Annotated in this window: 13 protein-coding genes; 8 read left to right on the top strand and 5 right to left on the bottom strand. The window is 65.4% G+C overall.

Annotated features, from left to right (window positions below; genetic code table 11):
• Positions 1-41 precede the first annotated feature (41 nt).
• Together HH212_RS12705 and HH212_RS12700 are read right to left on the bottom strand one after the other, a co-directional pair.
• Positions 42-1,553, bottom strand: a complete 1,512-nt coding sequence (locus tag HH212_RS12705) for a tryptophan halogenase family protein (RefSeq protein WP_170202806.1) — start codon at positions 1,551-1,553, stop codon at positions 42-44.
• Positions 1,554-1,659: 106 nt separating this feature from the next.
• Positions 1,660-4,431: a TonB-dependent receptor gene (locus HH212_RS12700; protein ID WP_170202805.1), complete on the bottom strand. Its 2,772-nt coding sequence runs from the start codon at positions 4,429-4,431 to the stop codon at positions 1,660-1,662.
• 555 nt (positions 4,432-4,986) lie between these two features.
• Here HH212_RS12700 and HH212_RS12695 point away from each other — a divergent pair.
• A complete protein-coding gene (locus HH212_RS12695; RefSeq protein ID WP_170202804.1) occupies positions 4,987-6,912 on the top strand; it encodes a glycoside hydrolase family 13 protein in 1,926 nt (641 codons plus the stop codon).
• Positions 6,913-6,916: 4 nt separating this feature from the next.
• A complete protein-coding gene (locus HH212_RS12690) occupies positions 6,917-10,003 on the top strand; it encodes an esterase (protein ID WP_211172489.1) in 3,087 nt (1,028 codons plus the stop codon).
• A 249-nt stretch (positions 10,004-10,252) separates the two neighbouring features.
• On the opposite strand, the gene HH212_RS12685 is transcribed toward HH212_RS12690, so the two are convergent.
• The 3 genes from HH212_RS12685 to HH212_RS12675 form a co-directional block, all read right to left on the bottom strand.
• On the bottom strand, positions 10,253-11,902 hold the full coding sequence (locus HH212_RS12685) for a methyl-accepting chemotaxis protein (RefSeq protein ID WP_170202803.1): 1,650 nt from the start codon (positions 11,900-11,902) through the stop codon (positions 10,253-10,255).
• 179 nt (positions 11,903-12,081) lie between these two features.
• The gene (locus HH212_RS12680; protein ID WP_170202802.1) at positions 12,082-12,591 is read right to left on the bottom strand and encodes a GNAT family N-acetyltransferase; all 510 of its coding nucleotides are present in this window, start codon (positions 12,589-12,591) and stop codon (positions 12,082-12,084) included.
• A gap of 10 nt (positions 12,592-12,601) precedes the next feature.
• Positions 12,602-13,885: an amidohydrolase family protein gene (locus tag HH212_RS12675; protein ID WP_170202801.1), complete on the bottom strand. Its 1,284-nt coding sequence runs from the start codon at positions 13,883-13,885 to the stop codon at positions 12,602-12,604.
• Between the two features lie 359 nt (positions 13,886-14,244).
• Between HH212_RS12675 and HH212_RS12670 the strand changes: the two genes are divergently transcribed.
• The 6 genes from HH212_RS12670 to HH212_RS12645 all read left to right on the top strand — a co-directional run bounded on the left by HH212_RS12670 (position 14,245) and on the right by HH212_RS12645 (position 25,164).
• Entirely contained in the window at positions 14,245-15,411 is a 1,167-nt protein-coding gene (locus HH212_RS12670; RefSeq protein ID WP_170202800.1) for a phasin family protein, read from the top strand.
• A gap of 172 nt (positions 15,412-15,583) precedes the next feature.
• Positions 15,584-17,350, top strand: a complete 1,767-nt coding sequence (locus HH212_RS12665) for an ABC transporter ATP-binding protein (RefSeq protein WP_170202799.1) — start codon at positions 15,584-15,586, stop codon at positions 17,348-17,350.
• Positions 17,340-19,172, top strand: a complete 1,833-nt coding sequence (locus HH212_RS12660; protein ID WP_170202798.1) for an ABC transporter ATP-binding protein — start codon at positions 17,340-17,342, stop codon at positions 19,170-19,172. The genes HH212_RS12665 and HH212_RS12660 overlap by 11 nt, the downstream gene beginning before the upstream one ends.
• Positions 19,173-19,468: 296 nt before the next feature.
• Entirely contained in the window at positions 19,469-21,502 is a 2,034-nt protein-coding gene (locus HH212_RS12655) for a tetratricopeptide repeat-containing diguanylate cyclase (RefSeq protein ID WP_229217700.1), read from the top strand.
• 162 nt (positions 21,503-21,664) lie between these two features.
• Positions 21,665-24,343, top strand: coding sequence for a type VI secretion system Vgr family protein (locus tag HH212_RS12650; protein WP_170202797.1), 2,679 nt, complete (start codon positions 21,665-21,667; stop codon positions 24,341-24,343).
• On the top strand, positions 24,340-25,164 hold the full coding sequence (locus HH212_RS12645) for a DUF4123 domain-containing protein (RefSeq protein WP_170202796.1): 825 nt from the start codon (positions 24,340-24,342) through the stop codon (positions 25,162-25,164). The genes HH212_RS12650 and HH212_RS12645 overlap by 4 nt, the downstream gene beginning before the upstream one ends.
• The last annotated feature ends 66 nt before the right edge of the window (positions 25,165-25,230 follow it).

Raw genomic sequence — 25,230 nt, 5'->3', positions numbered from 1 at the left:
TGTGATAAAACGGCGCGCGCTCCTTCCGCACGCGTCGGGCGTTACCGTTTGGCCGCCGCGATCGCCGCGATGAATTCCCGGTGCGACGGCATCACGCCGACGCATTTGCCGACCACGTTCTCGATCCTACCGAGGAAATCGGCCAGCTCGCGCTCATCGAGCAGGCCGGCCAGCGGATGCGCCGCGCCGGCGCGGATCCCCTGCCCGTGCAGCACCTGCTGCCAGCCGATTTCGGTAAACAATTCGTTGTTTTCCCGCACCACCCGGCCATGGCTGCGGTACAGGTCCAGCTTGCGGCGCAGCGAATCTGGAATATCCATCGTGCGGCAATGGTCCCAGAACGGCGTGTCGGCGCGCTCGGTGGCGTGGTAGTGCAGGATCAGGAAGTCGCGGATGCGCTCGACCTCGAAGTCGCTCTGGCGGTTGAATTCGTCGATGTCGGCCTGGTCGAAGCCGCCGTCCGGGAACAATGCCATCAGGCGCGACAGCGTCGCCTGCACCAGGTGGATCGAGGTCGATTCCAGCGGCTCCAGGAAGCCGGACGCCAGCCCGAGCGCCACCACGTTCCTGTTCCACACCTTGTTGCGCTTGCCGGCCGTGAAGCGCAACATGCGCGGCTCGGCCAGCGGCGCGCCGTCCAGGTTATTCATCAGGATCGACGCCGCCTCGTCGTCGCTCATGAAGCGGCTGGCATACACGTGGCCGTTGCCGGTGCGGTGCTGCAAGCCGATGCGCCATTGCCAGCCGGCCGGGCGCGCGGTCGCGCGCGTGTACGGCAAAAGATCATTCGACAGTTCGCACGGCACCGCCCAGGCGCGGTCGCACGGCAGCCAGTGGCTCCAGTCCTCGAAGCCGGTCTGCAGGGTCTGCTCGATCAGCAGTCCGCGGAAGCCCGAGCAGTCGAGGAACAAATCGCCTTCGATGCGCTCGCCGTTCTGCATCACCAGCGCCTCGATAAAACCGTCGCCCGCGCGCTGGCGCACCTCGACCACCTTGCCCTCGGTGCGCAGCACGCCGTGCGCCTCGGCGTAGCGGCGCAGGTAGCGCGCGTACAGGCCGGCATCGAGGTGGAAGGCGTACACGATATCGGCCAGCGGCGAATTCGCCACCTCGTTCGACGGGCGCATGAACTTGCCGGCGCGCGCCGCCATGCGGTTGATCGAGTAATGCTCCAGGTCCGGCGCCCGGCCGGCCTGGTGCGCGCGCAGCCAGTACTGGAAAAAGTCGAGCGTGCCCAGGTCTTGCCCGAAGCGGCCGAAGCCGTGCATGTAGCGCTCGCCTACCCTATTCCAGTCCTCGAACTCGATACCGAGCTTGAAGGTCGCCCTGGTCTCGCGCACGAACTCGTCCTCGTTGATGCCGAGGGCGTTGTTGAACAGGCGGATCATCGGGATCGTCGATTCGCCCACGCCGACGGTGGAAATCTCGTCCGACTCGACCAGGCGGATGGCGTAGCGGTTCTTCAGCAGGCGCGAGAGGGAAGCGGCGGCCATCCAGCCGGCGGTGCCGCCGCCGACGATGACGATGTTGTGCAAGGGGGTCTGGTGGGTCATGGTGGCGCCAGCATACAGAAATGCCCGGATGTGAAAAAGCCCCTTGCCGGCGGGCCGGGCAAGGGGCGCTGGTCGGCACGGGGGAAACCGTGCCGGCGCGGATGGCTTACAGCTTGTAGTTCAGGCCGACCATCACCGAGCGGCCGAAGCGGCGGTCTTCGATGACGTTGTCCTTGGTCTGGCGGTAGCGGATGAAGTGCGAGTCGTTCACGTTGTTCATCTGCACCAGCAGCGACAGGCCTTTGGCCGGACCGTCCTGGATCTCGTAGCCGAACTGCAGGTCGACCACTTTCTCGCCCTGGATGTAGGTCAGCTCGCGGTCGCCGGTGTTAGTGGCGACTTCGCCGATGAAGTCCGAACGATAGCGCTCGGCCGCACGCGCCGAGAAGCCGTTCTTCTCGTAGTACACGGTCAGGCTGGCCACGCGCTTGGACAGGCCCGGCAGGTCCATCGTGCCCGAGCCGCCGTTGGCGGTGTTCGGCAGCGAGACCGCGCTGCTGTTCTGCGAACCGTTGACCACCACGCCGAAACCGTCGAGGTAGCGGGTCACCAGGTTCAGCGGCAGCGATGCCGCCAGTTCCACGCCCTTCAGGTTGCCGCCCGAGCCGTTCACCGGCGAGGTATAGATACCGATGTTGGTCGGCGCCTGGAACGAGGTCGGCAGCAGGCGCGGCGTGAAGTCATAGGTCTGGCCGGCGTTCACGATGTAGGTGTCGAGCTTCTTGTAGAACACCGCTGCGCTGACGTAGGCCTTGCTGTCCCAGTATTTCTCGTACGAGACGTCGATCGCCTTGGCGCGGAACGGCTTCAGTTTCGGGTTGCCGCCGCTGCCGCTGAACTGCTGGCGGGTGGTGTCGTAGCCGAAGCTGCTCGAGGCGCGCATGTCGTTCAGGGTCGGACGGGCCATGATCTTCGACAGCGAGAAACGCAGCGATTGCTGGCTGCCCAGGTCGCCGATCAGGTTCAGGCTCGGCAGGAAGTCGTTGTAGCTGGTGCCGTCCTTGAAGGAACCGGTCGGACGGCTGGTATCGCCGCTGCCGCCGTTGGTGTCGACCGAGTACGCGGTCGAATCCTGCTTGGTGTGCACCAGTTGCGCGCCCAGCGCGCCGCGCACCGGGATCGCGCCCAGTTGCGAATCGATGCCCAGCTTGGCGAAGGCGGTGGAGACGTCTTCGCTGACGATCCAGTCCTTGTTGAAGATGTCCGGGTGCTGCTTGCCGCGCAGGGTGTAGACGTCGTTCAGGCTGGCGACCGGGTCGAAGGTGATCACGTTGATGCCGGTATCGCCGGCCATGCCCGAACCGCTGCCGCTCGGGTACGGGGCGCTGGCGAACGGGCTGGTGGTGCCCTTGATCGACGCCAGGTTCTCGGTGTACTCGCGGGTCTTGGAACGATTCGACTTGTTCACGCCGGCGCTCAGCTTGCTGAAGAACCAGCCGTCCGGCAGGTCGCGCGAGACGTCGAAGCGCACCGCGTTCAGCTTGTCGTACACGTGCGGGAACTTGACGTAGCCGGCCTGGATGTCGGCGCCGCCCCAGCCCTGCGGGTCGGTCAGGCGCACGGTGTTCGGGTCGGCATAGTTCAGCTGCGTGGTGAAGTTGCGGCTGCCGGCGGTGAAGCCGACGGTGTCGAAGCTGGTGCCGCTGCCGTAGGTCTCGATGTTGATGCCCGAGCGCTCGGCCGAGTTGAACGACAGGTCGAGGCTGGCGGTCCAGTCCTGGTCCAGCTTGAGCTTGTTGTTCCAGCCGATCGACTTGGTGGTGTCGCTCCAGGCTTCGACGTCGTTGCGCAGCACGGCGCGCACGTTGTTGAAGCTGCCCGAGGTGACGTTGTTGCCCGACAGGGTCGCGTTGATCAGCTGGCCCGGCTGGTCGTAGGCATTGCTGGTGGTGTCGTTCAGCGGCATCTGGATGCCGCGGTTGCGGGTGTTGCGGTCGTACTTCGAGTAGAACAAGTCGACGGTGCTGCTGAAGGTCTTGCTCGGACGGTACTGGACCACGCCCATGAAGCCGTTGCGCTCCTGCGAATAGGTCTCGGTGAACGCATTGAAGCCGTTGTACGGCACGTTCACGGTGCGGCCCTGGTAGGTGGTGGTGCCGTTGCCCCACGATTCGAAGCGGCTGGTGTCGCCGCCCACGCCCTGCAGGCGCGCGAAGCCGAAGGCGATGCCGACCTGGCGGTCGGCGAACTGGTCGATGTACGAGAAGGTGAAGCGGTTGCCGTGGCCTTTCTTGTCCATGCCCAGGCCGCTCTTCTCGCGGCGGTAGTTGACCGCCATGGTGCGCTTGCTGAAGTCCAGCGGACGCACGGTCTGCAGGTCGACGGTGCCCGACAGGCCCTGGCCGACCAGGTTGGCGTCCGGGGTCTTGTAGATGACCACGCCGGACAGCAGCTCGCCCGGGTACTGGTCGAATTCGATGCTGCGGCTGTCGCCGGTCGACACCTGCTCGCGGCCGTTCAGCAGGCCGGTCGAGAAGTCCGGGGACATGCCGCGGATCGAGATCACCGATGCATTGCCGTGGATGTCGCGCTGGGCGGTCAGGCCCGGCAGGCGCGAGATCGATTCGGCGATCGACTGGTCCGGCAGCTTGCCGATGTCTTCGGCGGAAATCGCCTCGACGATGGAATCGTTGTTCTTCTTGACGGAAATCGCAGCTTCGATACCGCGGCGGATGCCCGTCACCTTGACGGTGGTGACGCCGGAATTGGTGGCGCCGGTGGCGGCGGCAGCTTCGGTGTTGGCGGTGGTGCCGGCAGACGTGTTGTCCTGCGCGTAGGCGGCCTGGCCTGCCAGGGCCATGAAGACGGCGCAGCCTGCTGCGACCGGGCTCAGGGCGAAAGCGCGGCTACCCGAGCGCTGGTTTGCGAAAAGGTTCATTTGTCCCCTCAAATCGTTCATTAGTATATTTTTCCCGCAAACACCAGCCGTAAAGCCAACAACACGGGAGCCAAAAAAAAGCAGACGTCCTTACGTTCTGTCAAGAATTCTGTACTAAAACTAGATGCACTGTCAACGGGAGTTGATCCCGACTACGTCAATGTAGGGTTTTTACGCATTTAGTGCAGAATGCACACGCTCTTCGTTGTATTCGAGCTACAAAACATGTGCAGACGTGATGTAGTCGTACTACAAAAGGCTTTCCTCGCACCAACTTAGCGCATATTTGCACCGATATAGTGCAAATTTACGTAGTAGATTTACGCGATGACGTTTCAATTGCTGAGCTGCGACTTGCTTTCTACAAGAATGACGGTGTAATAAAACTAGAAGCAGAAGTCCGGGCGCCAATTGCCGGCTCCCCTGCGCTGTAGTATTCTCAAGGCAATAAACCAGGCATACCACGTTTTCGCCCGGGAACCCTGCCCCTGTTCCCATGTAGTTACGCTACGTCGGCGTTGAAAACATGCCTCCGATAACCACCACAGAGACACCATGAACAAGACCATCGCAAGCCTTCTGGTCGGCAGCGCCTTCCTGGCCGCCGGCGCCCACGCCGGCGTCCCCACCGGCGCCGCGCAGGACCGTACGCCATCCCAGCCCACCGCCGCCAAAGCACCCGCGGCCAACGCCGCCATCCGCCACATGGACCCGCCGTTCTGGTGGACCGGCATGGAACACAAGGGCTTGCAGCTCATGGTCAACGGCCCCGCCATCGCCGGCCTGGCGCCGGCGATCGACTACCCCGGCGTACGCATCGCCGCGGTGACCCGCGTCGCCAGCCAGAACTACCTGTTCATCGACCTGGCGATCGATGCCGATGCCAAGCCCGGCAGCTTCGATATCGTCTTCAGCGCACCGGATGGCCGCAGCGTCTCCTACCCTTACCGCCTGCTGGCGCGCGAGCAGGGTTCGGCCGAACGCAAGGGCTTCGATACCAAGGATGCGATCTACCAGGTGATGCCGGACCGCTTCGCCAACGGCGATCCGACCAACGACAGCGTGGACGGCCTGGCCGACCGCCTCGACCGCAAACTCGGCCACGGCCGCCACGGGGGCGACATCCAGGGCATGATCGACCACCTCGACTACATCGAAGCGATGGGCTTCACCCAGCTGTGGCCGACGCCGCTGGTCGAGAACGACATGAAGTCGGCGTCCTACCACGGCTACGCCGCCACCGACCACTACCGGATCGACCCGCGCTACGGCAGCAACGACGACTACCGGCGCCTGTCGGCGGAGGCGAAGAAGCACGGCATCGGCCTGATCCAGGACGTGGTGCTGTCGCACATCGGCCTGAACCACTGGTGGATGAAGGACTTGCCGACGCCGGACTGGATCAACCACCCGAAACAGTTCGTGCAGACCATGCACCACCGCACCGCGGTGCAGGACCCGTACGCATCGAAGGAAGACGCGAGCAACTTCACCACCGGCTGGTTCGGCCGCGGCATGCCGGACCTGAACCAGACCAATCCGCTGGTGGCCAACTACCTGATCCAGAACCACATCTGGTGGATCGAGTACGCCGGATTGTCCGGCCTGCGCATCGACACCTTCGGCTATTCCGACGGCGCCTTCTTGACCGAATACACGCGGCGCCTGATGGCCGAATACCCGCACCTGAACATGGTGGGCGAGGAATGGAGCAAGCTGCCGGCGGTGGTCTCGCACTGGCAGCGCGGCAAGGTGAATTTCGACGGCTACGTCAGCTCGATGCCGAGCCTGATGGATTTTCCCTTGGCCGAGGCGATGCGCACCGCCCTCGCCGATAAGGAAAGCAAGAACATCTTCAACGACGTCTACGAAACCGTATCGCTGGATTACCTGTACCCGGACCCGCAGCGCCTGGTGCTGTTCGAGGGCAACCACGACATGGCGCGCATCTACAGCGTGGTCGGCGAAGACTTCGCCCGCTACAAGATGGACATCGCCTTCGTGATGACGATGCCGCGCATCCCGCACTTCTATACCGGCGACGAACTCCTGATGACCAGCGCCACCAAGGAGCGCGACGACAACAGCTACCGCCACGATTTCCCGGGCGGCTGGGCCGGCGACCGCGTCAACGCCTTTACGGGCGCCGGCTTGACGGCACGCCAGAAGGAAGCGCAGGACTTCGTGAAAAAGCTGGTCAACTGGCGCAAGCACAATCCGGTCATCCATGACGGCAAGCTGATGCATTACGGGCCGCAGGACAACACGTACGTCTACTTCCGCTACGACCCCAAACCGGGCGGCAGGAAGGTGATGGTCGCCTTCAATGCGAATGCCGGGGAAACCGTGCTGGATGCCGGGCGCTTCCGCGAGATGCTGGCCGGCGTGGCTTCGGGCGTGGATGTCCTGAGCGGCAAGACGATCGGCTTGCAGGACCGGATCCGCCTGCCGGGCAAGTCGGTGCTCGTCGTCGAGATCTGATGCGATGAAACCTACCCTGATCGCTACCCTGCTGTGCGCCGCGCTGCTGCCGCAGGCGCCGGGCGCCGTCGCAGCGTCCGCCGCCGCCGAAGCGGCGCCGCTGCGCCACGACATCTACGTGCGCGGCGCCTTCAATGGCTGGGGCACCGACAACGTACTCGCCTACCAGGGCAAGGGCGTGTACCAGGCCGACATCCTGGTCAGCCCGGGCTACCACGCCTTTAAAATCGGCAGCAAGGACTGGGCCGCCGAATGGGTCGCCGATCCGGCCGCCAGCGTGCGCGTGGAACCGGGCAAGTCCTACCCGCTGGCCACCGAGGCCGGGCCGGAAGACTACCTGTTCACGCGCGCCACCGCGACCTTCCGCTTCCGCGTCGACGTCGGCGACCCGGCCCGGCCGGTACTGGCCGTGACGCGTATCGACACGCCGCCGCAAACCGCCGCCGCCGACCCGCACGCGGGCGCCGCCGCGCAAGCCACCCTCGCCTTTCCGACCTGGGACGGCAAGCAGGAACGCGCGCGCTTTTCGGTGCGCGACCCGCGCGCGCCGCTGCGCACCTACGTGCATTCGACCACGATGCAGCTGCGCGACCCCGGTCCGCAATCCGTCACGTACACCGAGGACCCCGCGCTGCCGACGCTCCGCAGCGGCAACCTGGCCTTCGATGCCCTGTTCGCGCTGGCCGCGCACGAGATGAAGCAGGACGCGGTCAGCGAAATCCGCGACGGCAACTACAACGGCAACGCGGCGATTCCCTGCGACTGCTTCGAGACCGGCGAAAAATGGCATTACGTGTGGACGCGCGACCTGTCGTACGCGGCCGACCTCGGCCTGGCCATGCTCGATCCGCAGCGCGTGCGCAATTCGCTCGTATTCAAGCTGTCCGGCTGGCGTCCCGGCATCGCGCTGGCGCCGCAGGTGCGCGGGGAGAAGGGTGCCACGCCCGCGGCGCTGCAGATCGTGCAGGACACCGGCAGCGGCGGCAGCTGGCCGGTCAGCACCGATCGCATCACCTGGGCCTTCGCCGCCGAGGAAGTGCTGAAAAGCCTGCCGCCGGCCGAGCGCCGCGCGTTCGCGGCGACCGCCTTTGCCGCCCTGTCGAACACCATCGAGAACGACCGCGTGGCCGCCTTCGATGCCGCGGCCGGCCTGTACACCGGCGAGGAATCCTTCCTCGACTGGCGCGACCAGAGCTACGCTGCCTGGATCCCGGACGACCTGGCCTCGATGGCCAGTTCGATGGCGCTGTCGACCAACGTCGGCCACTATAAAGCCCTGACGCTTGCCGCGATGCTGGCGCGCGAACAGGGAGACGAGACGCGCGCGGCCCGCTACGACGGCTGGGCGCGCGACCTGAAACGCGCCATCAACGCGCGCCTGTGGCTGGACGACGCCGGCATGTACAGCAGCCTCACCGCCGCCCATTTCGACGGCGCGCCGCTGCACAAGTTCGACTGGCTGGGACAGGCGCTGGCGATCGTCACCGGCGTGGCAGACCCGGCGCGTACGCGCAGCATCCTGGCGCACTATCCGCACGGGCCGATGGGCGCGCCGGTGATCTGGCCGCAGCAGCAGGACGTACCTGTCTACCACAACCGCGCCATGTGGCCGTTCGTCACGGCCTACGGCCTGCGCGCCGCGATCGCGGGCGGCAACGCCGCCGTGGCCGACGCCGCGTATGATTCACTGGTACGCGGCGCCGCGCTCAACCTGTCGAACATGGAAAACCTGGAATGGCTGTCCGGCCAGCCGGTGCTGCTCGACGAAGACAAGCCGTCGCTGATCGGGCCGGTGATCAATTCGCGCCGCCAACTGTGGTCGGTCGGCGCCTATCTCGGCATGGTGGTGCGCGACGTGTTCGGCGTGTCGACGACCGCCGAGGGCATCGCGTTGCAACCCTTCGTCACCGCGCGCCTGCGCGCGCGCATGCTGCAAGGAGAGAGTGCCACGCTGGCCGGACTGCGCCTGCAGGGCCGCACGCTGAACCTGACGCTGCGCCTGCCGCCGGCATCCGCCGGCCAGGATGCCGGCGGCCATTACGCGGTCGAGCGCATCCTGGTGAACGGCAAGCCGGCCGGCGCGCGCCTGCGCTGGGACCAGCTGGGGCGCGAGAACGCCATCGAGATCGTGCTCGGCAAGCTGATGGCCGGCGAACAGGCGATCCATCGCGTGAATGCCGATCCCTACCGGGAAACGCCGGCCGTGTTCGGCCCGCGCGAACCGGTGATCACCGCCCTGGCGCGCGGCGCCGGCGGCGTGTCCGTGACGTTTGCAGCGGGCGCCGGAAAAACGGCGGGGGCCAGTGGCGCCGCCGATGCGCCGGGCGCCACTGCGCCGGACACCGCTGCGCAAGCCTCCGGTATGCCGGCCACCGGTGCGCCGGCCGCCGGGTCGCCGGCCGCCGGGTCGCCGGCCGCCGTCACCTACAACGTCTACCGCGACGGCAAGCTGGCCGCCGCCGGCCTGGCCGCGGGCACCTGGATCGACCGCGCCCCGTCCGCCCGCGCCTGCTACGCGGTCGAGGCGCAGTACACCGCGTCCGGCAACCGCAGCCACCACAGCCGCCCACGCTGCGCCGGCGCCGAGGCCGTGATCGCGGCCGGCGATGCCCGCGTCAGCGTCAACGGCAGGAGCGGCGTGGCGCTGGCGCCGCCGAACGCCCGCTTCGCCGAAGCGCACCTGGCCGGCTGGGGCAAGCCCGAAGACCGCCTGGCGGTGCGCGACGTGCGCGCGCCGCAGGACGGCGAGTACGCGCTGCAGGTGCGCTACCATAACGGCGCCAACCAGGTGAACCTGGGCATCAGCGGCGGCGTGAAGTGGCTGGCAGTGAAGGACGAATCGGGTGCGGTCGTGGCGCAGGGTGTGGTGCAGCTGCCGCACGCGCGTATCGACAAGGCGAACACGCCGGCGGTGTACTCGACGCCCGTGACGGCGCGCCTGCGCGGCGGGCACGCCTACCGCCTGGAACTGAGCGACTTCTACAACATGAGCTATTTGCAGAGCAACGCCAGCTTCAGCGCGGCCGGCGGCGTGGAGGGGCCGTCGAACCGCTTCGATATCTACGGGGTGCGGCTGCTGCGGGTGCGTTGAAGACCTTGCCGCGTCGTCCCCGCGCAGGCGGGGACCCATACAGAGCAACAGGATTCGGTATATCGGAATTAACCCGAATCTTCCGGGGATACCGACTTCGGATGTTCAGCATGGGTCCCCGCCTGCGCGGGGAGTCGTTTCAGGCAGTGCCTGAAACGACGGTCTTTAGGCCGGCAATATTAGCTTGGACAGTAGTGCGCCTGCGCAGGGAGTCGTTTCAGGCAATGCCTGGAACAACGATTTTTCGCCTCACGCCAGGAGCGCGCGCGGCACGGAACGCACGGCATGACGCGCTTCCGCCGCCGCGGCACCTGCGCTGGCGCCGGCATCGTCCGCCAGCCGGAACACCCCCACCGCATCGGCCAGCTCCATCGCCTGCTGCTGCAGCGCGTCGGCGGCGGCCGCGGCCTGTTCCACCAGCGCCGAGTTCTGCTGCACCACGGTGTCCATCTGGCTCATGGTGTCGTTGATCTGGATGATGCCTTCGCTCTGCTGCACGGTGGTGCCGCTGATCTCGCCGATGGTCGCCGCCACGCGCTGCACGCTGGCCACCACGTCCTGCATGGTGCTGCCGGCTTCTCCCACTAGGCGCGTGCCCGCCTGCACCCGCTCGACCGAGTCGCCGATCAAGCCCTTGATTTCACGCGCCGCCGCGGCCGAGCGCTGCGCCAGGTTGCGCACTTCCGACGCCACCACCGCGAAGCCGCGTCCCTGCTCGCCGGCGCGCGCCGCCTCCACCGCCGCGTTCAGGGCCAGGATGTTGGTCTGGAAGGCGATGCCGTCGATGACGCCGATGATGTCGACGATGCGGCGCGAGGAGGCGTCGATTTCGCCCATGGTGCTGACCACCTGCGCCACCGCATCGCCGCCGCGCGCGGCCGCGCCGCTGGCTTCGTCGGCCATGCGGCGCGCCTGCTCGGCGCTGTCGCGGCTCCTGCGCACCATCGAGGTCAATTCTTCCATCGAGGCCGCGGTTTCCTCGACCGAGCTGGCCTGCTCCTCGGTGCGCGCGGCCAGGTCCTGGTTGCCCTGCGCGATCTCGCCGGTGGCCACCGCGATGGTGTCGGTGCCGCTGCGCACGCGCGCCACGATGCCGGCCAGGCTGTCCTGCATGTTCTTCAGCGAAGCCAGCAGCATGCCCACCTCGTCGGCGCGGTCGACCGCGATCGGGTGGCTCAGGTCGCCGGCCGCGACGGTGCCGGCGATCGCCACCGCCTGCCCGATCGGTCGCGTGATGCTGCGCGCCAGCCACACGGTGAGCGGGCCGGCCACCGCCAGCACGCCCAGCAGGGTGGCGATGGCGCGCACGCGTTCGGCCTGTTCGCTGGCGGCGCGCTCCTGCTGCATGGCGGCGATCGACGCCTGCGCATGCTGCTGGATCAGCGCCACGATGGCGTCGATCTGCGCGGTGGGCGCGCGGTCCAGTCCCTTGACTTCGCGGTCTAGCAGTTTATAGGCGTCGGGGGCGGCGGGGTCGTGGAGCTTCAGCGCCGCCAGGTAGCGTTCGCCGAGCGCGCGCAACGAGGACTGGGCCTGGGCCACCGAGGCGGCCGGCACGCCGGCGGCGACCATCTGGTCGCGCAGTCGGTCGAGATCGGCCAGGGTGGCGGCGCCGCTGGCCTTGAAGGCTTGCGTGTATTTCTCCAGCTCGGCCGGGTCGCCGCCGCGCACCAGGATGTTCTTCCATTCCTGCACCTGCACCTTGAATTCGACCTGCGCATTGCGTGCGGTATCGGCGGCGCGCGCCAGCGCATCGATGCGGCCGAGGGCGGCGCCGGCGCGTGCATTGGCCTGCGCCAGCGATTGCCAGGCATTGAAGCTGAGCACGAGCATGGCGGCCAGGAACAGGCCGCCCAACAGGCCCAGGCGGGCCGAGATCTTCAGGTTGACGAGCTTCATGCGGAGGATTTGACGAATTTATTTTGAGAAATAAATGATGACGGCTGAAAACAATAAAATCACGCTAAAAATCGTTAATGATTGCGGTTTGTTTGTTTACAGCAACAACCTGCTGCCGTTTCGGCGCGTGCCGGCAACACCTGCGCATGGCGCAGCCTTCGTTCAATATCGTTCAATATTTATCCAACATGGATCGAATACAGGTTGGCGCCGGCAAAATCCGGCGGCAGGTGCAGGAAGCGTTCGAAGCGCATGCCCAGCTTGCGCAGCAGGCAGTTGGAAGCGATGTTGTTGGGAGAAGTGATCGCCAGCACGCGGCGCAGGCCCAGGCCGGGGGCGTACTCCAGCACCGCCTTGCCGGCCTCGAAGGCATAGCCCTGGGCGCGCCAGGCCGGCAGGAAGGCGTAGCCGAGGTCGACGCCGTCCAGGCTGTCGCGCTTGATCAGGCCGCACATCCCGATCGGCACGCCGCTGCCGGCCAATTCGACCACGTACAGCGAATGGCCGCGCGCCTCCTGCATCGCGATCGGCCCGGCCAGCAGCGCCTGGTGCGCCTGCTCCAGCGTGCGCACGCCGCGGTCGCCGATGTTGTCGATGAAGGCCGGGTCGTTCAGCAGCGCCAGGTAAAAGGCGCCGTCGCCGGGGTCGGCGGTGCGCAGGGTCAGGCGCGCGCTGGCCAGGATCTGCATGGATGCCCGGTCAGGCCTGGTTGGCGCGGCCGAGCCGGAAATCGACGCCGTCCGGCCGTCCCGGCAGGCGCAGGCGCGCGCGCGCCGGCGGCGCCTCGCTGACGACCCGGCCGCGCCGCATCACCAGGCGGCGCGCCGCGCGCAGGCGGATCGCCTCGACCGGGTCGCCGGCATCGAGCAGCACCAGGTCGGCGTGGCAGCCCGGCGCGATGCCGTAGCCTTGCAGGCCGAGGATGCGCGCCGGGGTCTCGGTGATGGCGCGGAAGCAGGCGCGCATGGCGTCCTGCCCGGTCATCTGCGCCACGTGCAGGCCCATGTGCGCCACTTCCAGCATGTCGCCGGAGCCGAGGCCGTACCATGGGTCCATCACGCAATCGTGGCCGAAGGCGACCGGCACCCCGGCCGCCAGCAGTTCCGGCACGCGCGTCATGCCGCGCCGCTTCGGGTAGGTGTCGTGACGGCCCTGCAGGGTAATGTTAATCAAGGGATTCGCGATCGCCGCCACGCCCGATTCGGCGATCAGCGGGAGCAGCTTGCTGACGTAATAATTGTCCATCGAATGCATCGAGGTCAGGTGCGAGCCGGCCACCCTGCCCTGCAGTCCCAGGCGCAGCGTTTCCGCCGCCAGCGTCTCGATGTGGCGCGACAGCGGATCGTCGCTCTCGTCGCAATGCATGTCGACCATCAGGCCGCGTTCGGCCGCGAACTCGCACAGCAGGCGCACCGATTCGGCGCCTTGCGCCATGGTGCGCTCGAAGTGCGGGATGCCGCCGACCACGTCCACGCCGAGCGCGATGGCGCGCTTCAGGTTGTCGAAGGCGCCCGCGCTGCGCAGCAGGCCGTCCTGCGGAAACGCGACCAGCTGCAGGTCGAGGTATGGCGCCACCCGGCGCTTCACTTCCAGCAGCGCCTCGACCGCCAGCAGGCGCGCGTCGCAGATATCGACGTGGGTGCGGATCGCCAGCAGGCCGCGCGCCACCGCCCAGTCGCAGTACTGCATGGCGCGCCCGATCAGCGCTTCCTGCGCCAGTTGCGGCTTGAGCTCGCCCCACAGCGCGATCCCTTCCAGCAGCGTGCCGGACGCATTCACGCGCGGCAGGCCGTAGCTGAGCGTGGCGTCCATGTGGAAATGGGCGTCCACGAAGGGCGCGCTGACCAGGTCGCCGCCGGCATCGATCTCCTGGCCGGCGTGCAGCGGCAGGCCCGGGCCGACCTCGGCGATGCGTTCGCCGGCGATGGCGATGTCGACCCGGCGCCCATCGGCCAGGCTGGCGTTGCGGATGACCACATCCATGAAGGCTCCTTTGTGACTGGTTCGACGGCAGATTACCATGCCGCGGAGATGACACGATGTCAACCGCTTACCCATGCCGCAAACCGATGCTGCGCCGCAAGATTTCCTTATAAAAACACCACAGAATGTGCTTTGCAACCCTGTCGAATCACTTTACACTAGGCTTATTGCAGTGCGTCATAAAGGAACTTTGACCAAGCGCAGCGCGCCGTTGCCGATGCACGCATCCATCCCAAGGCGAAAACCACTTCAGTTGTGGGTTCCGCGCAACGAACGTCCGCTTCTCCGGTGCTTGCCGCCCGCGCCGCGTGCTCACGGTTCCATCCGAACGGAATAACTTGAATGACAAGGAATCCAGAATGACATCCCTCTCCGAGCAATTCTCCGCCGTACGCCAGTCCCAGCTGGAAACCCAGCTCGATGTATTCCACAAGCTGACCAGCCGCGCCATCGACAGCGCCGAGCAGCTGATCGCCCTCAACCTGAAAACCTCGCGCGCCTCGGTGGAGCAGGCGGCGGGCACGATGCAGCAACTGCTGCATGCCAGCGATCCGCGCGACCTGTTCGCCATCGGCGCGCGCGTGCAGGGTCCGTGGCAGCACCTGTTCGCGTATTCGCGCGAACTGATGAGCATTGCGACCGGCGTGCGCACGGTGGCCTGGCATACCGTGTCGACGCCGGCGATGCCCGCCCCGCTGCTGCAGATGCCGGCGCCGTTCGCCAACCTGATGGAACAGGTGGCGATCGCCACCGCCGACAGCGCCACGGTACACGGCGAGATCGCCGCCGCCGCGGCCGATACCGGCGCAGCGCTGGCCGAATCGGCGCTGGATGCGAGCGTCCAGGCGGTGCCGGACGCTTCCCTGCGCGCGGCGGCGCAGGCGGCCGACGATGCCGTCGAAGGCGCGGCGCAAACCAGCGCCGATGCCGCCACGCAGCAAGGCGCGGCCACCGAACTGGGGGTGGAGACGGCCGGCGAGGCGGCCGCCGCCGCCGTGCCCGAGGCGCATGTCCAGCCGGATGTGCAGCCCGATGCACAGCCCGACCTGCAGCCCGACGCACAACCCGACTCCCGCCCCGTCGAACCGCAACCGGACGTGACCCCGGGCGCCGACGAATCGAACGTGGAAACGCCGGGCGAGGCGACCATCGACGCGCCGCAGGAAACGGTAGCGCAGCCGGGCGGCGACGCGGTCGTCGAGCAGCCGGGCGGCGACGCGGTGGAACTGCCGCTCGATCCGGCCGGCGCAATTGGTGCAGCCGGGACGCCGCTGGTCCAGGCCGCGGCCGTCATCGACGCCGTCGCCGAGGTGCCGACCGCCAAGGCCAAGCCGTTGGCCAAGGCGGTCAGCAAGGCCGTCGCCAAGTCGCTCGGCGCCGAGCATCCGCTGGCCTCGGCCGTGCCGCTGCAAGCCGATGGCCACGTCGAGCTGCCGATCGTGACGCCGAGCGACGTCGCGCCGCCGGTGCAGCAGAGCCAGGGCCCGGCGCCCGAGGAACGGCGCCGCAGCTCGCGCAAGAAATAAGCGTCCGCAGCCGCCTTGTCCCGCTGGCGGCCGAGGCGGCTGCAAGCAGGACGCAAAGGGTGTACATTAGCGCACCGTACACACGCATGGAACGCGCGGTTGCGGCGGCATATCGCAGACAATGGCGGGCTCAGGCCCGCTTTCTTTTTTGGCTTCGACGACAGGGATATCGATGGGTTTGGCAAGGCTGATCGGCGGCTTCGTGCGCCGCAACTGGCGCGCATACGGGCCGTCGGCGGTGATGCTGTTCGGCGTGGCGCTGTGCTCGGTGCTGGTGCCGCGCAAGGTGGGCGCCATGATCGACGGCCTGGCGGCGCACCGCCTCGCCGGCCACGACCTGACCATTCAACTGCTGGAACTGCTCGGCCTCGGCCTGGCGATCTACGTCCTGCGCGTGGCCTGGCGCCTGCGCCTGTACTCGGCCGCCTACCGCCTCGGCGTGGAACTGCGCACCCGCCTGTACGCCCGCCTGTCGGCGCAGGGACCGGCGTTCTACCAGCGCCAGCGCACCGGCGACCTGATGGCGCTGGCCACCAACGACATCGACGCCATCGAGCAGGCCGCCGGCGAGGCGATCCTGGCCGGCTTCGACGGCAGCCTGACCCTGGTCATGGTGCTGGGCGTCATGTTCCTCGGCGTCGACTGGCGCCTGACCACGATCGCCCTGCTGCCCTTCCCGCTGATGGCGCTGGCGTTCTGGCGCATCTCCAGCCACATCCACACCGCCTCGCACGATTCGCTGCAGCGCTTCTCGGCGCTGAACGACCACGTGCAGGAATCGCTGTCCGGCGTGCGCACGCTGCGCGCGCTCGGCCTGGAAGGCCGCAGCTCGGCCCAGTTTTCCGCACTGGCCGCGCGCGCGGCGGACGCCAGCCTGCGCGCGCAGAAATGGGAAGCCGCCTACGAGCCGGCGGTCGGCCTGACGCTCACCGCCGCCACCGGCCTGACGCTCGGCCTGGGCGGTTACCTGGTGTGGCAGGGCCAGCTGACCATCGGCTCGCTGACCAGCTTCACCATGTACCTGGGCCAGCTGATCTGGCCGATGTTCGCGGCCGGCTGGGTGCTGTCGCTGATCGAGCGCGGGCGCGCGGCGCTGGCGCGCCTGCAGCCGCTGCTGGAAGCGCCGCTGACGGTGGACGACCACGGCCGCGTCGAACAGCTGCAGCGCGGCGCGCTGGTGCTGCAGGACGTCGGCTTCGCCTATGGCGGCGAGGATGGCGCGCCGGTTGCGCACCGGGCGCTGGACGGCGTCTCGCTGCGCCTGGAACCGGGCCAGACCCTGGGCCTGGTCGGCGCCACCGGCGCCGGCAAGTCGACCCTGCTGCGCGTGCTGCTGCGCCAGGCCACGCCGCAGCAGGGAAGCGTTGCCTGGGGCGGCCATGCGCTCGACCGGTACACGCTGGCGACGCTGCGCGGTGCCATCAGCTGGGTGCCGCAGGAATCCTTTTTGTTCTCGGCCTCGATCGCCGAGAACATCGCCCTGGCACGTCCCGGCGCATCGCGCGCGGAGATCGAGCAGGCGGCGCGCATGGCGGCGATCCACGACGACATCCTGCGCTTCCCGCAAGGCTACGACACGCCGGTCGGCGAAAAGGGCATCACCCTGTCCGGCGGCCAGCGCCAGCGCGTGGCGATCGCGCGCTCGCTGCTGGCCGACAGTTCGCTGCTGCTGCTGGACGACGCCCTGTCGGCGGTCGACACCGGCACCGAGACGCGCATCCTGGAACATCTCGACGAACTGCGCCGCACCCGGCCCGAACTGTCGGCGATCATCGCCAGCCACCGCCTGTCGGCCGTGGTGAAGGCCGACCTGATCGTGGTGCTGCGCGACGGCCGCATCGTCGAACGCGGCACCCACGAGGCCCTGCTGGCCAGGGACGGCTGGTATGCCAGCCAGTGGCGCTATCAACAACTGGAGGCCAGCCTCGATGCCATCTGATCCGACAATCAAGACCACCAAAACGCCCACGAGCGACAGGACGCAGGTGCGCCAGGCACTCGGCCTGCTGCGCCGCGCGGCCGAGCCCGACCGCGCCCACCTGGGCTGGGCCACGTTGTGGCTGGTGCTGGCCGCCGGCCTGGAAGTACTGGGGCCGCTGCTGGGCAAGAAGCTGATCGACGAACACCTGCTGCCGCACCGGCTGGACTGGCCGCGCATGGCGCTGCTGCTGGGCGGCGTGCTGGCGTTCGGCTGGGCCGCATCCTGGCTGCGCTTCTTGCAGCTGGTGCGATTGTCCGGCCTGGCGATGCGCTCGGTGCAGCGCCTGCGCGAATGGGTGTACGACCACGTGCTGCGCCTGCCGATGGCCTTTTTCGACCGCGCCATCACCGGCCAGCTGGTCAGCCGCGTCACCAACGACACCGAGGCCGTCAAGACCCTGTACATCCAGGTGCTGTTCGTGATCCTGGACAGCAGCATCGTGCTGGTCGGCACCTCGATCGCGATGGCCTGGCTCGACTGGCGCCTGATGCTGATCGTGCTGGCGCTGGTGCCGGCGGTGGTCGGCATCGTCTGGCTGTACCAGCGCCTGTCGGCGCCGGCCGTCACGCGCGCGCGCGCGCTGCGCAGCGACATCAACGGCCAGATGGCGGAATCGATCGGCGGCATGAGCGTGCTGCAGGCGAACAATGCCCAGCAGCGCTTCGGCGCACGCTTTGCCGGCACCAACGAGCAGCACTACACTGCGCGCGTGGCCGAGCTGCGCGCCAACGCCTTCTTGCTGCGCCCGGCGCTGGACTTCCTCAACGTGGTGCTGCTGGCGGTGGTGATCTTCAGCTTCGGCCAGCGCAGCATGAACGCGGTCGAGGTGGGCGTGCTGTACGCCTTCATCAGCTATATCGCGCGCGTGGTCGAGCCGCTCATCCAGATCACCATGCAGTTCAGCGGCCTGCAGCAGGCAGTGGTGGCGACCGCGCGCGTGTCCAGCCTGCTCGACGAGATCGGCGCGCCCGAGCACGGCCGCCGCAAGGTCGACGATACTGCCGGCGGCGGCCGCCCGGCCGACGGCCCGGCCAACATCGTCCCGGGCGCGCCGGCGGTGCGCGTGCGCGACCTCAGTTTCGCCTACGTCGAAGGGCAGACCGTGCTGCACCACCTGTCGCTCGAGATCCCGCAGGGCGCCTTCTTCGGCATCGTCGGCCACACCGGCAGCGGCAAGTCGACCCTGCTGTCGCTGCTGCTGCGCTACTACCCGGCGGCGCACGGCAGCATCGAGATCCACGGCGAGCCGCTGGCGGCGATCGGCAACGAACGCTTCCGCAGCGAGGTCGGACTGGTGCCGCAGGACCCGTTCCTGCTGGCGGCGTCGGCGCGCGAGAATATCGACATGGGACGCGGCCTGCCGCCAGCGGCGATCGAGGCGGCGGCGCGCGCGGCGCATGCCCACGATTTCATCTCCACCCTGGAGCAGGGCTACGACACGCCGCTGGGCGAAGGCGGTTCGCGCCTGTCGTCCGGCCAGAAGCAGCTGATCGCGATCGCGCGCGCGCTGGCCGGCCGCCCGCGCATCCTGCTGCTGGACGAAGCCACCTCGCGCATCGACAGCCAGACCGAGCAGATCGTGCAGCAGGCGCTGACGGAACTGCGCGGCAAGGTCACCATCATCGCCATCGCGCACCGCCTGTCGACCATCCGCGACGCCGACCGCATCGTCGTGCTGAACCACGGCCGCATCAGCGAAGCCGGCGACCACGAGGCGCTGATGCGTATCGAAGGCGGGCTGTACCAGCGGCTGTACCTGCTGCAGCAGATGACGGCGTGAAGTGGAAACGAACTTGACGCCACGTTGCAATGGAAAATCGCCTGTTCAATTTCTGTTATTTCAGCAAAAAGATGCATGCCCGGCAGTCATGCAAGAAACGGGTGTATCTTTTTTGCATAAAATCCGGAAAAACCGAACTTTCTTGATAGCAACGGACCTATAATTCCTCCCACGTCCCATGTCCGGGACATCCGTTACCCTGGGAGCGACCTTTGGCAGGCCTGAACCGCACGTTGCAGCGTCGACGTAGCCGTAAGCCGCTGCATGCTGTAATCCATGCCGCGGCGCGTGGGCTATTGCCATTGCTGTCAGCCTGCGCCGGCGCCCATGCCGGCGCCGCCACGCCCGAGCCGCTGGCCGCGCGCCTAGCGCAGATCCAGGAAGTCACCCGCATCGATCCGCAGCGCGCGCTGCCGCTGCTGGCCCAGCTGGCGCCGGCGCTGGCCGCTGCGCCGCCGGGCGCGCGCGCCGATTTCCTCAGCCTGTCCTGCATCACCGAACAGCGCCTCGGCCACGACGAGCGCGCGCTGCCGCTGTGCGAGCAGGCGCTGGCGCTGGCGCGCCAATCGCGCGACCCGGATGCCACCGCCCAGGCCCTGCTGGCCAAGGCGTATGCCCTGTTCGGCATGAACGAGATGGCGCGCGCGCACAAGCTGGTATGGGAAGCCGAAAAGCTGGCGGCCTCCAGCCAGGACCTGGGCCTGCGCGTGCGCGTGCTGATCTCGTCGGGCGAATCGTTCGCCGAAGAGGGCAATTTTCCGAACGCGGTGGCCAGGATGCAGGCGGCCGCCACGCTGGCGCGCCAGAGCGGCAGCCCGCTGCAGGCGGTGATCGCCCTGAATTCGCTGGCCTACCTGTACAACCAGATGCGCGATCACGCCAAGGCCTACGAAGTGCTGGACGAGGCCTACGTCGCCGCGGCCAGGCTGGACTCGCCCAGCCGGATGGCGATCCTGAAGACCACCGAATACGGGGTGGCGGTCGATTCCGGCCAGCTCCAGCGCGCCCTGGCCGCCATGCAGGCCACGCTGGCGCTGGCGCGCCGCATCGACGCCGGCCCGCTGACCGCCGCCACCCTGCTGAACCTGTCGGACTGCTACCTGAAGCTGCACGACTACCGCAACGCCCTGCCCTATGCCCAGCAGGCGCTGGAACAGGCGCAGCGCCTGCGCAACGACAAGCTGCTGGCCGGCGCCCGCATCAACGTCGGCCAGGTCTACCTGGCGATGGGACGCCTGGGCGAGGGCAAGCGGCGCATGGAAGAAGGCGTGGCGTGGTACGAGAAATCCGGCCACAAGCCGGACCTGCAAGCCATCCTGGCGGAATACGGCGACGCCCTCGAACGCGCCGGCGACGACACCGCCGCGCTGGCCGCCTACCACCGCGAACGCGCGCTGTCGAACGAACTGTTCGAGAAACGGCGCCAGAAGGCGATGATGGAGCTGCAGGAGCAGTACGAGGCCGACAAGCGCCAGCGCCAGATCCAGTCGCTGCGCCAGGAAAACCAGGTCAAGTCGGCCGAGCTCGACAACCGCCGCCTGCAGCAGCGCATCTGGTGGCTGCTGGCGCTGGTGTTCGCGCTGGCCGCGGCCATCGTCACCATCCTGTACCGCAAGGTGCGCCATACCAACGCCCAGCTGGAAGAAAAGAACCTCGAACTCGAACAGCAGAGCGCGCGCGACCCCTTGACCGGCTTGTACAACCGGCGCCACTTCCAGCAGTTCATGCGCGGCTACACGCCCGCGGAACGGCGCGGCAACGGCGCAGAAGACATGGTCGGCGCCCTGTTCCTGCTCGACGTCGACCACTTCAAGCACATCAACGACACCTGGGGCCACTGCGCCGGCGACGCCGTGCTGCGCACCATCGCCGACGCGCTGCGCGAGATCCTGCGCGAGACCGACATGATCGTGCGCTGGGGCGGCGAGGAATTCCTTGCCTTCCTGCCGGCGGTGCCGCGCGCCAGCCTGGACGAGGTGGCGCGGCGCCTGCTGGCCGGCATCCCGGCGCGCCGCGTGGATTACCAGGGCGTGCCGTTGTCGGTGAACGTTTCGATCGGCTTCGCGCCCTTCCCGCTGGCGCCGGACGGCAAGGACATGTCGTGGGAACGCGCCGTGAACATCGTCGACATGGCGCTGTACCTGGCCAAGGGCCACGGCCGCAACCGCGCCTACGGCGTGCGCGGGCTGAAGGATGGCGGCGGTGCGGCGCTGGACGGTATCGAGCAGGATATCGAGCGCGCCTGGCGCAGCGGACAGGTCGAGCTGTCGATCGTGCAGGGGGCGTGCCGCAGTTACGAGCCGTGTCCTGACCGTATTCCAAGTCTTTAGTTAGCTTTAAAAAAAGCAACTTTCAGAAGCCGTATGGCAATCATGTCGGCGGATTCTGAACTGGTACGTTCGTACTCATAGAGTTTGCCAATTCTCAATTTTGACTTGTCGCAGAATGTCAAAATTCGCGCTTATTCCAGTAGGAAACAATGGGAGAAAGCGGTGCAGAGCGATAATGAACTAGGCAGTTTCATGCTGTCCGAAAAGTATCTGAACGCGAAGAATCGTCCTATCCAACTCACTCTTTTCCATCAAAGACAACAAACCGATAATATTCTTCTTCCTCAACTCGTCGTCGGAACCGAGTCTGTTTGTGGTGGGCTGAACTATCAGGTCAATTGCATTGCCACCTCCCCTAACTTGCCTTTGAAAGAATTCATTGGCTTGCCTGCGACTCTCAAGTTCGTGAACGACCGTGGACAGTTGCGTAATATCAGCGGCCTGATTACAGAAGCAAATTCGGGAGAGTGCGACGGCGGCATTGCCAGCTACCGGATAGTCATTCGTGATGCCATGGCCATCATGGAGCAACGTGTTAATACTCGCATTTTCAGGAGAATGAGCTGGCCACAAGTCGTCGCCAGCGTATTGAAGGAATGGGTACAAATCAACACCGCATTAGCCGGCATTTTCGACTACGAATTTGTTCCTGGCTTTCGTTGGGAGAAGTACCCCGAGCGCGAACAAACGATACAGTTCAACGAGTCCGACACCGCATTCGTGCGACGGCTATTGGCACGTTCCGGTATCGCTTCGTTCATTCGACCTGGCCGTAATCGTGTATGGTCGCGGGAACCCCGGGATACAGAAGCGATGGCCGCACATACTCTCGTAATGTTCGAGGATCAGCGCGCTCTGGCACAGAACGCGGCTGGTATTGTCCGCTATCACCGTGACGACGCTACGGAACAGCGCGACTCCATCACGCGGTGGGGCGCTGAACGCAAGCTTCAGGCAGGCAGCACCAGCATTTTTAGTTGGGACTACAAACAGCCTGGGAGCATACCCAGGATGTCCGTCGATGTACCGTCCAAGAGCAATCAAGGCGAAACCGGTAATCAACTGGCTAGCGGACTACAAGAATTTATCGTTGAATCTCCTCATGTCGCTGCAGACAATCAGGAATTGTATCGCCTGGGCGTAGTACGTGTGCAGCGTAAGGAATTCGACACGAAGTGTTTTACCGGCGAGGGAACCATACGTGACTTCTGCGCGGGCCAATACTTCACGATCACGGATCATCCGGAGATCGATCGCCATCCTCCAGCGGAACGTGATTTCGTCATCATGTCGGTCGCAGTCAAGGCGCGCAACAATCTGCCGAAAAGCCTGGAAGAACGAGCCCAGAGGCTGTTCGCATGGAATGGTTGGCATGGGAGTCGCTTCAGCATCGCCGATCTCGCAGACGATGCGACCTCGACGCCGTTCCAAATGCGGTTCGAAGCGATACGAAGAACGATTCCAATTGTGCCCGCATTCGATCCGCGTACTGACCTGCATGACCCTGGCTTGCAGATTGCCGTTGTGGTCGGAAATGAAAACGATGTCGTGCATTGCGATGAATTAGGTCGTGTAAAGATTCGATTTCCGGCAACACGTTTGGCGGACTACCAGCACACAGGGGGTGCGGGGGCCTCGGATACGGGGTCCGATTCCGCCTGGGTCCGAGTGGCAACGACTTGGGCTGGCAGCGGCGCATCGGATTGTGGCACGCTAACGCTTCCCAGAGTGGGAACCGAAGTCCTGGTGGCTTTTCTCGGCGGAGATTCCGACAAGCCGATCATTATATGCCAGCTTTTTAATGCAAACGCGCTCCCTCCCCCTCTCAGCAAGCGCGCCGGCTTGCCATTGACTCGTTTTCTGTCGGGAATACGCAGCGAAGAGATCCAAGGATCGCGTGCAAACATGCTTCTTTTCGATGACACGCCGCGCGAAATCAGCGCTCAGCTCGCAAGCGACGATGGCTTCTCGCAACTGAATCTGGGTTGGTTGACGCATCCACGAGGAGAACGCCGCCAGCCGCGCGGCGAAGGCGTAGAACTACGCAGTGACAAATCGGTAGCAATCCGTGGCGGTAAAGGCATATTGATTACCGCGAATGGTAGTGACAAGGCCGAGGGAAATCAACTGGACCGGTCTGAACTGATTGGCTTGGTAGAAGGCCTGCATGATATCGCTGACCAGCTCGCAAAGCTCGCGGAAACCCATGCGCACGATGCTGCCGATGATTCTCAACTGAAGCAACTGGTGGAAAAACTCAGGCACTTGGACGCTGGAACGAATACTGCGGAGGCAAACGGCAGTTCGGGCGGCGCTCCCATCGTCGCGGTCAGCGGCCCGGCGGGAATCATCGTGGCAAGCAACGAGAACCTGGCGCTCGGAGCCGAAAAAAATGCCGATCTCATTACAGCTGCAGACACGCACCTTGTCGCCGGAGGAAAAACCTCGATACGTGCAGCTCAAGGCATCAGCGTTTTCAGCAACGACAGCGGCATGAAACACATTGCGGCGCGTGGCAACATACAAACTGAAGCGCAGGATGGGACCATTGAAATACTGGCAAAGAAGGTGATGGAACTGATCAGCACCACCGACTGGATAAACATCAAGGCCAGGAAAGGAATCTGTTTTTATGGCGGTGGCAGCGAATTGAGGATCAGCGCTGATGGAATCGTCGGCAAGACGGCCGGCAAAAATCACTTTTATGCCGCGGATCACCAGACATTCGCAAAACAGGCCGCGCAAACGCAATTTCCTGACGAATTGCCGCACCACGATATTTGCATCCCATGCATGCTCGCGGCAGCGCGCGCGCACAGCCCATTGGTGGAGGCGGAATGAACAATCCTCGTTCGGACGTGTCCGTATATCTCTTGATCGACAACGGGTTGCTGCAAGAGGTCGCGAAAAGCTACGCCGAAACTCATCTCCAGTGCCGTCCAGTATGGCTGGAGCCAATCTACCCAGAAACAGCAATGAGCGTTAGTCCATTTCTAATCGATATCGAAACCGCTTATGAAACAGGTGGACTGGATACGGTCATGGGCTATTTGAATGCTGTGACGCCTGCATTGCATGTTTCGCTTATCGAAACCAGGCTGGATCTTCAACATATTGCCCAACATCTGCGCAGATTTATTTGTATCCTAGACCCCGAAGGAAAGCAATTCACGTTGCGATATGCCGATTGCGCTGTACTTGAAGCGCTCGCCTCGGTGCTCGATTCCACGCAGTGGGCGACCATGCACGGCCCCATCACACGCTGGCATGTTCATGACCGAATAGGGAATCTCGTTCAACTGCCGCCAGTTGCGTGTGTAGCAGACGGACCAACGCCTCTGTGCTTGGCTCATGACCAGCTGACGGCGCTTGACGAGGAAAGCGAACCTGATCACTGCATCGCCAAAGTGAAAATGATGCGCCATGGTGGGGTTTTACCAGGTAACGCTGCAGAACAACATATATGGGCTAAAACTGCATACCAAGTTTGGCGCGCAGCGGAAAACTCAAATGCGTTGATTTTGATGTTTCTGACCGAGGCAGCGCTTTTGACAAAAGGTATGATCTTACAAAAGAATGAAATAAAAAAGTTTTTTGAAATGAATGAGGTAGGTGAATTTCGAAAAAAATTACAACCATTTATAGCAGACCATACTCACTGATCAAATCAATTTTTCATAAAAAACTTAAATTACAACCAAGTATCACGGAAACGTTTTTTAAGGATT

It is taken from the genome of Massilia forsythiae, assembly GCF_012849555.1.
GTDB lineage: Bacteria > Pseudomonadota > Gammaproteobacteria > Burkholderiales > Burkholderiaceae_D > Telluria > Telluria forsythiae.
Note: the sequence above shows the minus strand (reverse complement) of the source record. Positions and strands in the feature narration are given on the sequence as shown.